Source organism: Streptomyces sp. NPDC000410, assembly GCF_040300305.1.
Taxonomy (GTDB): domain Bacteria; phylum Actinomycetota; class Actinomycetes; order Streptomycetales; family Streptomycetaceae; genus Streptomyces.
This window is the reverse complement of record NZ_JBEPDM010000101.1, coordinates 1-8,720: the sequence shown is the minus strand read 5'-3', so window position 1 is coordinate 8,720 and position 8,720 is coordinate 1. Positions and strand designations below refer to the sequence as shown.

7 protein-coding genes are annotated in these 8,720 nt (G+C 71.9%); 5 read left to right on the top strand and 2 right to left on the bottom strand.

All coding sequences use genetic code 11. The annotated features are described in order from the left end of the window. The first annotated feature begins 180 nt into the window (after positions 1-180). The 5 genes from ABT342_RS37585 to ABT342_RS37565 are packed head-to-tail and all read left to right on the top strand — an operon-like array spanning position 181 to position 5,944. Entirely contained in the window at positions 181-1,218 is a 1,038-nt protein-coding gene (locus tag ABT342_RS37585) for a glucose-1-phosphate thymidylyltransferase (RefSeq protein ID WP_351583941.1), read from the top strand. Continuing rightward, positions 1,215-2,303, top strand: a complete 1,089-nt coding sequence (gene rfbB, locus ABT342_RS37580; RefSeq protein WP_351583938.1) for a dTDP-glucose 4,6-dehydratase — start codon at positions 1,215-1,217, stop codon at positions 2,301-2,303. Before ABT342_RS37585 ends, rfbB begins: the two co-directional genes overlap by 4 nt. After that, entirely contained in the window at positions 2,300-3,409 is a 1,110-nt protein-coding gene (locus ABT342_RS37575) for a DegT/DnrJ/EryC1/StrS family aminotransferase (protein ID WP_351583935.1), read from the top strand. The genes rfbB and ABT342_RS37575 overlap by 4 nt, the downstream gene beginning before the upstream one ends. Continuing rightward, complete coding sequence (locus ABT342_RS37570) at positions 3,390-4,700, top strand: NDP-hexose 2,3-dehydratase family protein (protein ID WP_351583932.1); 1,311 nt, start codon at positions 3,390-3,392, stop codon at positions 4,698-4,700. The genes ABT342_RS37575 and ABT342_RS37570 overlap by 20 nt, the downstream gene beginning before the upstream one ends. 11 nt (positions 4,701-4,711) lie before the next feature. Further along, on the top strand, positions 4,712-5,944 hold the full coding sequence (locus ABT342_RS37565; RefSeq protein ID WP_351583929.1) for a methyltransferase domain-containing protein: 1,233 nt from the start codon (positions 4,712-4,714) through the stop codon (positions 5,942-5,944). A 95-nt stretch (positions 5,945-6,039) separates the two neighbouring features. Here ABT342_RS37565 and ABT342_RS37560 read toward each other — a convergent pair whose 3' ends face one another. Both ABT342_RS37560 and ABT342_RS37555 read right to left on the bottom strand, forming a co-directional pair. Further along, complete coding sequence (locus ABT342_RS37560) at positions 6,040-7,203, bottom strand: nucleotide disphospho-sugar-binding domain-containing protein (RefSeq protein WP_351583926.1); 1,164 nt, start codon at positions 7,201-7,203, stop codon at positions 6,040-6,042. A gap of 4 nt (positions 7,204-7,207) precedes the next feature. Beyond that, a complete protein-coding gene (locus tag ABT342_RS37555) occupies positions 7,208-8,371 on the bottom strand; it encodes a DegT/DnrJ/EryC1/StrS family aminotransferase (protein ID WP_351583923.1) in 1,164 nt (387 codons plus the stop codon). Between the last annotated feature and the right edge of the window lie 349 nt (positions 8,372-8,720).

Below are 8,720 nucleotides of genomic sequence, written 5' to 3'. Positions count from 1 at the left end.
CCCTTCGAGATCACGGCGCCGCCAAGCCCTGTCGCGCTCGCCTGACCCGCTCACAGCGAGTCACCGCAAGGGGTTGACAACTCCATTGGGAATCCCTTCTCCGGGCCCCCGCCGGGACGTAACACTCCTTAAAGGGTTGTCAATTCGATGGAGTGTCCCCTCGGCGTGAGGAATGGACCCATGAAAGCACTGGTATTGGCGGGCGGGTCCGGCACCCGTCTTCGACCGCTCAGTTATTCCATGCCCAAACAACTCGTTCCGGTGGCCAATCGCCCGGTTCTCGAGCACGTGCTGGAGAATATCCGGGAACTGGGGGTGACCGAGACAGGAATCGTCGTCGGGGACTGGGCCGCAGCCATTCAGGAGGTTCTCGGCGACGGGTCCCGCCTCGGTCTACGGCTCAGCTATCTCCGGCAGGAAAAACCGCTGGGTCTGGCCCATTGCGTCATCCTCGCCCGGGAGTTCCTGGCCGACGACGATTTCGTGCTGCACCTCGGCGACGTCATGCTGCCCGACGGGGTGCGGGACGCCGCCGGGACGTTCGCCGCCCGCGGACCCGCCGCTCACGTCGTCGTCCAGAAGGTCGCCGACCCCCGCGCCTGCGGCGTGGCGGAAGTCGCCGCCGACGGCACCGTGCTCGGACTCGAGGAGAAGCCCGCACACCCGCGCGGCGATCTCGCGCTGACCGGCGTCTACTTCCTCACCCGCGCCATCCACCGGGCGGTCGCCGCGATCGGCCCCAGTGCCCGTGGCGAGCTGGAGATCACCGACGCCATCCAGTGGCTCGTGTCCGCCGGGGAGCGGGTCACGGCCGACACGTACGACGGCTACTGGCGCGACACCGGTCGCATCGGCGACGTACTCGCCTGCAACCGCGAACTGCTCGACCGGGCCTTTCCACGGCGGCACGACGTCCTGCCCGTCGTGGCCGGATCCGCCGACCGGGCCAGCTCGCTCACCGGCCCGGTCGTGATCGAGGCGGGCGCCCGCGTGGTGCGCTCGCACCTCACCGGGCCCGTGGTCGTCGGCGCGGGCAGCCTGGTGGAGGACAGCCGGCTCGGCCCGTACACCTCGGTCGGCCGCGACTGCGTCCTCACCCGGGTGCGCGGCGCCGACTGCATCACCCTCGACGGCGCCCGCGTCGTCGGCGGTCCCGCTCTCGACAGCACCGTCGTCGCCCCGGCCAGGACACCGTCCAGGGCCGAGGGGGCGGCATGAGGATCCTGGTCACCGGAGCGGGGGGCTTCATCGGCTCGCACTTCGTGCGCTCCCTGCTCGGCACGGACACGGACACCGGCTTCGGCACCGACGGCGGCTTCGGCACCGACGGCGGCTTCGGCACCGACGGCGGCTTCGGCACCGACGGCGGCTTCGGCACCGGCACCAGCACCGGCCCCGACGGCGGTCTCCCTCCGGGCCGGGAGGGCACGACCGTCACCGCGCTGGACAAGCTGACGTACGCGGGCAACCGCGCCAACCTGCCCGCCGCCGCCCCGGGCCTGGAGTTCGTCCACGGCGACGTCTGCGACCGCGACCTGCTGCGCGAGCTGCTCCCCGGCCACGACGCCGTCGTGCACTTCGCCGCCGAGTCCCACGTCGACCGTTCCCTGAAGGACGCCGGGGCGTTCTTCCACACCAACGTGGTCGGCACCCACACCGTGCTGGACGCCGCACTGCACAGCGGTGTGGAACGGGTGCTGCATGTGTCGACCGACGAGGTCTACGGATCCGTCCCGCACGGCACCTCCACCGAGACCGACCCGCTGCTGCCCAACTCGCCCTACGCCGCGTCCAAAGCGGGCTCCGACCTGGCCGCCCGCGCCTACGTCCGTACCCATGGACTCGACGTCACGGTGACCCGCTGCGCCAACAACTACGGGCCCCGCCAGCACCCCGAGAAGCTCATCCCCCGCTTCGTCACCCATCTGCTGGAGGGCCGCACCCTCCCGCTCTACGGCGACGGCTCGAACGTCCGCGGCTGGCTGCACGTCGAGGACCACTGCCGGGCGCTGCGCCTCGTCCTGCGCCATGGCCGCGCCGGCGAGATCTACAACATCGGCAGCGGAAACGAGCACAGCAACCTCGGCATCACCGAGCGGCTGCTCGACCTGTGCGGCGCGGACCGCTCAGTGATCCGCCGGGTCGCCGACCGAAAGGGCCACGACCTGCGCTACTCCCTCGACGACCGCAAGATCCGCGAGGAGCTCGGCTACGCCCCGTCGGTCCCCTTCGAGCAGGGCCTGGCCGCGACCGTCGACTGGTACCGCGACAACCCCGACTGGTGGAAGGCAGAACGCGCGTGACGACATACGTCTGGGACTACACCGCCGAGTACGCGGCCGAACGCGAGGACATCCTCGACGCCGTCGACACCGTCTTCTCCTCCGGCAGGCTCGTCCTCGGGCCCGCTGTCGACGGCTTCGAGAGGGAGTTCGCCGCGTGGCACGGCGTCCCGCACTGCGTCGGTGTCGACAACGGCACCAACGCCCTCGTCCTCGCCCTGCGCGCGCTCGGCGTCGGCCCCGGCGACGAGGTGATCACCGTGTCGAACACGGCCGCCCCCACCGTCGTGGCGATCGACGCGGTCGGCGCAGTCCCCGTGTTCGTGGACGTACACGCCGACACGTACCTCATGGACACCGGTCAGGTCGCCGAGCGGATCACGCCCCGCACCAAGGCGCTGCTGCCCGTCCACCTCTACGGCCAGTGCGTCGAGATGGCCCCCCTCCAGGCCCTCGCCGAACGCCACGGCCTCGCGATCCTGGAGGACTGCGCCCAGGCCCACGGCGCCCGCCACCACGGCCGGACCGCCGGCGCGATGGGCGACGCGGCCGCCTTCTCCTTCTACCCGACGAAAGTGCTCGGGGCGTACGGGGACGGCGGCGCGGTCCTGACCCGCGACCCGGCCACCGACCGGAGCCTGCGGCGGCTGCGCTACTACGGCATGGAGGAGCGCTACTACGTCGTCCGCACCCCCGGCCACAACAGCCGCCTCGACGAGGTGCAGGCCGAGATCCTGCGGCGCAAGCTGCGCCGCCTCGACGGCTATCTGGCCGGCCGCCGCGCGGTCGCACGGCGCTACGAAGAGGCCCTCGGGGACACCGAACTCGTCCTGCCGGTCCTCGCCCCCGGCAACGACCACGTCCACTACGTCTACGTCGTCCGCCACCGCGAACGGGACCGGATCATCGAGGCGCTGAAGCCGTACGGCATCTCCCTCAACATCAGCTACCCCTGGCCGGTGCACACCATGAGCGGCTTCGGCCACCTCGGCTGCCCCAGGGGATCGCTGCCGGTCACCGAGGCACTGGCGGGCGAGATCTTCTCGCTGCCCATGTACCCCTCGCTGGCCGAGGACCTCCAGGACAAGGTGATCGGGGCGCTGCGCGATGTCCTCCACGGTCTCTGAGGCGATGGCGCCCGCCGGCATCCAGGACTGGCTGGGACGGTGCGGCAGCCGGACCCGGGTGCGGCGGATCCCGCTGGACGCGCTGGAGGACTGGCACACCGACCCCGCGACCGGCGATCTGCGGCACGCGACGGGGAGGTTCTTCACCGTGCGCGGCCTCGACGTGTCCTTGCCCGGCGCGCCGGTGCCGCACTGGAGCCAGCCGGTCCTCGACCAGCCGGAGACCGGCATCCTCGGCATCCTGCTCACGTACGCCGACGGCGTACCGCACCTGCTGATGCAGGCCAAGGCCGAGCCGGGGAACCCGGACGGCGCCCAGCTCTCGCCGACCGTCCAGGCGACGCGCAGCAACTACACGCGGGCGCACGGCGGCCGGGCGGTGCCGTATCTGGAGCACTTCCTGGACCCCGATCCGCGCCGGATCGTGGCCGATGTGTGCCAGTCCGAGCAGGGCAGCTGGTTCCTGGGCAAACGCAACCGCAACATGATCGTGGAGGTCGACGCCGCCCGGGTCGACGTCCTCGACTCCTGGCGCTGGCTGCCGCTCGCCCAGGTGCGGCTGCTGCTCGCCGTCGACGACCTGGTCAACATGGACGCGCGGTCCGTGCTGGCCTGCCTCCCGTACCGCCTTCCGTACGCCGACGCAGGCCCCGCCCGCCACCCGACCGGCGAGCTCGCGCACTGGCTGCACCACGAGCGCCGCCGCTGCCGGCTGAAGGCCACGCCCCGCCCGCTGGCGGCACTGCCCGGCTGGCGCCGCACCGACGAGGCGGTCGTCCACCGCGGCGGCCGGTTCTTCCGGATCATCGGCCTGGAGGTCGAGGCCGTCGGCCGTGAGGTCGGGCGCTGGACACAGCCGATGCTCCAGCCGTACGGGACCGGCGTCGCCGCCTTCCTCACCACGCTCCTCGACGGGGTGCCGCACGTCCTGCTCCGGGCCGGGGCGGAGGCCGGCCACGCGCACGGCGTCGAACTGGCACCGACCGTCCAGTGCACCCCCGCCAACCTGGACGCGCTGCCGCCCGCCGCCCGCCCCCGGTTCCTGGACGAGGTGCTGGCCGCCCCGCCGGACCGGATCCTGTTCGACTCCACGCTCTCGGAGGAGGGCGGGCGGTTCCACCACGCCCGCACCCGCTACCTCCTCGTCGCCACGGACGACACCACGGAGCCCGAGGGCTTCCGCTGGGCCACCCCGCCCCAGCTGACCGCGCTGCTCGGCCGCAGCCGCCGGGTGAACGTCGAGGCCCGCACGCTGCTGGCCTGCGTACGCAGCCTCAACCCCGCCGAATGACAGCCCGCCGAATGACAGGACGCTTCATGGCCAACTGCCGGATATGCGACGGCATCCTCCACGAGTTCATCGACCTCGGACAGCAGCCGCTGTCCGACGCCTTCCCCGCACCGGGCGCCACGGAAGGCGAGTTCTTCTTCCGGCTCGCGGCCGGGCTGTGCCAGGAGTGCACGATGGTGCAGCTGATGGAGGAGGTCCCGAGGGAGAAGATGTTCCACCAGGACTACCCGTACCACTCCTCCGGCTCCTCGGTGATGCGCGAGCACTTCGAGGAAACCGCCCGCCGCTTCCTCAAGGACGCGCTGCCCGGCCCCGACCCCTTCCTCGTCGAGCTCGGCTGCAACGACGGCGTCATGCTCGGCGCCGTGAGCGCGGCAGGCGTACGCCATCTCGGCGTCGAGCCCTCCGGCGGGGTCGCGGAGGTCGCCCGGGGCAAGGGCGTCCGCGTACGCACCGCCTTCTTCGAGGAGGAGACCGCGCTCGCGATCGCGGCCGAGGACGGACGGGCCGACGTCGTCTACGCGGCCAACACCCTGTGCCACATCCCGTACCTCGACTCGATCTTCCGCGGACTGGACGCCCTGCTGAAACCGGACGGGATCTTCGTCTTCGAGGATCCGTACCTCGGCGAGATCGTCGAGCGGACCTCCTTCGACCAGATCTACGACGAGCACTTCTACTTCTTCACCGCCCGTTCCGTGCGGGCCATGGCAGCCCGCTTCGGCTTCGAACTCGTCGACGTGGAACGGCTGCCGGTGCACGGCGGCGAGGTCCGCTACACCCTCGCCCGCCGGGGCCGCCGCACCCCGGCACCGGCGGTCGCCGCGCTGCTCGCCGACGAGGAGCGGGCGGGTCTGGCCGAGCCGGCCACCCTCGACCGCTTCGCGGCCGATGTGGCGCGGGTGCGCACCGACCTGGTGGAACTGCTGCGCACGCTGCGCGCCCAGGGGCGGCGGGTGGTCGCGTACGGGGCGACGGCGAAGAGCGCGACCGTGGCCAACTACTGCGGTATCGGGCCCGAGCTGGTCGAATTCGTCTGCGACACGACGCCGGCCAAGCAGGGCCGGCTGACGCCCGGTTCGCACATCCCGGTCCGGCCGGCGCGGGCCTTCGGCGACCCCTACCCGGACTTCGCGCTGCTCTTCGCCTGGAACCACGCGGAGGAGATCATGGCCAAGGAGCGGGAGTTCGGCGAGGCGGGCGGCCGGTGGATCCTGTACGTGCCGGAGGTCCGTACGGTCTGAGCGGCCGTACGAAACAGTCCGTACGGTCTGACCGGCTGTACGCGACAGGGGGCGGGCCCTCGGGCCCGCCCCCTGTCCCGTAGGCGTTGTGCGGCTCAGCCGGCGGCCAGCTTCTCCAGCCGCGGCACGATCTCGGCGGGCGTCGGCAGCGCCTCCATCTCGCGCCGCACCTCGCCCGCGACCGCCCGCAGCCCCTCATCGGTGAGCAGCGTGCGGATGAGGCCCGCGTCGACCTTCTCGATCGGGCTGACCAGGCCGAGACCCCGCGCGCGCAGCGACTCGGCGACGTAGTGGTCGTCCGCCCCGCCCGGCACCACGAGGTGCGTGAGCCCCTCGGCCAGGCCCGCGAGCGTGGTGCCGCAGCCGCCGTGATGGATCATCGCCACACAGGTGCGGGTCAGCGCGGACAGCGGCACCCAGCCCTCCACGCGCACGTTGTCCGGCACGGCCCCCAGCGGTGTGGGGTCCGCGTGGCCCAGCGCCAGGACGAACTCGGCCTCCTCGATCTCCCCGGCCGCCTCCAGCACCCCGCGCAGCGGCGCCACCCCGTTGAAGACCGGCTCCATCGTGCCCAGCGTGATCGCCACCCGGGGCCGCTCCGGCCGGGTCAGCAGCCAGGGCGGCAGCACCCCGCCGCCGGTGTAGGCGAGGGCGCGCATCGGCCAGCCGCCCATGTCGTGGCGGACCAGGCTCGGCGGCCGGGTGTCGATCGTCGCGGTGACCCGCGGCGGGCCCGTCACGCCGTGCCGCTCGTACGCCGCCGCCATCCAGGGCCCGAACCGCGAGCTGATCATCCGGAACGTGTCCATGCTGATCACGTGCTCGACCGCGGGGACGCCGAGCTTGCTCGCCACCAGCGGACCGGCCGCCTGCAGTTCGGTGTGGATCACCAGGTCAGGCCGCCAGTCCCGGGCGACCTCCAGGGTCCGCTCCACCGCCACCTCGGAGGTTCTGGCGAACACCTCGGCCGCCAGCGGGGGACCTTCGGGGGAGTCCGTACGGAACCGGTCGAAGGTCATGGCCCGCTCCGCCAGGATCTGCCCGAACATGGCGTCGGTGTCGTGGCCGGGCGCCGCGTCGAAGACATGGAACCCGGCGTGCGCGGCGGGCTCGCTCCCGCCGATGACGGCCATGTCGCCGGTCCCGGCGCCGGGGACGGCGAACAGCACCTCATGACCGGCCGCACGCAGCGCCTGCGCGATCGCGACCGGAGGAAACACATGCCCCACGGACTGGGACGTCATCACAAGTACCCGCATGGAACTAGCTCCTTGTCGAGGCCGCTGACGCGGCGGAACGGGATGCGACGGCCTTGCGCAGCGCCGTCGCGACGGTGACCACATCGGCGTCCGACAGCCCCGGGTGCAGCGGCAGACAGAGCGTCTCCTCGGCCGCGCGGTCCACCCCCGGCAGCACCAGACCCTCGGAGCGGTACGCCGGCAGCCGGTGCAGCGGCGCGTACCGGAAGCTGGTGTAGATGCCGGCGGCCAGCAGCTCGCCCGCCACCGCCTCCCGGATCGCCGGGTCCATCCGGACCCAGTAGTAGCTGTACGAGGACTCGTGCCCGGCGGGCAGCGGCGGCGGCAGCGTCAGCCCCTCGACGCCGCCGAGCTCGCGGTCGTACCCGGCGACGACCTCCCCGCGCCGGGCCACGAAGGCGGGCATCCGGCGCAACTGCACCCGCCCGATCGCCGCGGTGAGGTCGTTGCCGATCTCACGGCGGCCGATCTCCGGCACGTCCATCTCCCACCAGCGGCTCGACACCCGCGCGAAGCCGAGCTGGGTGGGCTGCGCCAGCCCGTGGTAGGCGAGCCGCCGCACCCGCGTGGCGAGTTCGGGATCGCCGACCCGGAGCATTCCGCCGTCACCGGTCGTCATGACCTTGGTGGCGTGGAAGCTCCAGACGGCGAAGTCGCCGAAGGAGCCGACGGCCCGTCCGTCCACGCGGGACGCGGGGGAGACCGCGCAGTCCTCGATCAGGGTGAGTCCGGCCGTACGGCAGTGGTCGGCGATGCCCACGATGTCGCCGGGGCAGCCGCCGTAGTGCAGCATCACCACCGCCCTCGTGCGGGGGGTGGTGGCGCGGCGCACGTCCTCGACGCCCGGGTTCTGGGTCGCCGGGTCGACGTCGCAGAACACGGGGCGGGCGCCGCACGAGGCGATCGCGTTGGCGACCGCCACGAAGCTCGGGGACGGCAGGATCACCTCGTCGCCCTCCCGCAGCTCCAGCGCCTCCATGGCGAGAAAGATCCCCGCGGTCGCCGAGCCCAGAAAGAGCATGGTCCCGGCCGGTACTCCGATATGGTCCGCGAATTCCGACTCGAATGCCTCGGCCCGCCTGCCGTGCCCGAGCCATTTGCTGTTGAACACATCGGCGACGGCGGCGAGTTCCGCGTCACCGACCTGAGGCTGAAACAGATCGATCACGATGCTCCTCCACTTCCTACCGCTTCACACTCTGCTGCCCGGCCGCGGCGTGGAGAAGGGAATGCGTGTGGACGGAATCGGCCGGGGCCACATGTGTCCACCACGTAAGGCTTGTCGCATTCGAGAGGGCCGCACCAGAATTCCGGTCATCCCCTATTCCGTTCGACCGCAGTCGATACGAATTCACTGTGCGATCCGACGCGCTGTGCGATCCGCGCGGTGCGACCGCCCCGACACACGGGTTTCCGCGCTCTGAAAGGATTCCCAATGGAGTTGTCAACCCCTTGCGGTGACTCGCTGTGAGCGGGTCAGGCGAGCGCGACAGGGCTTGGCGGCGCCGTGATCTCGA

What these genes read in the sequence shown, in the direction of transcription:
- ABT342_RS37565 (WP_351583929.1), top strand. Translation starts at nt 4,712, where the DNA reads ATGACAGGACGCTTCATGGCCAACTGCCGGATATGCGACGGCATCCTC.
- rfbB (WP_351583938.1), top strand. Translation starts at nt 1,215, where the DNA reads ATGAGGATCCTGGTCACCGGAGCGGGGGGCTTCATCGGCTCGCACTTC.
- ABT342_RS37560 (WP_351583926.1), bottom strand. Translation starts at nt 7,203, where the DNA reads ATGCGGGTACTTGTGATGACGTCCCAGTCCGTGGGGCATGTGTTTCCT.
- ABT342_RS37585 (WP_351583941.1), top strand. Translation starts at nt 181, where the DNA reads ATGAAAGCACTGGTATTGGCGGGCGGGTCCGGCACCCGTCTTCGACCG.
- ABT342_RS37570 (WP_351583932.1), top strand. Translation starts at nt 3,390, where the DNA reads ATGTCCTCCACGGTCTCTGAGGCGATGGCGCCCGCCGGCATCCAGGAC.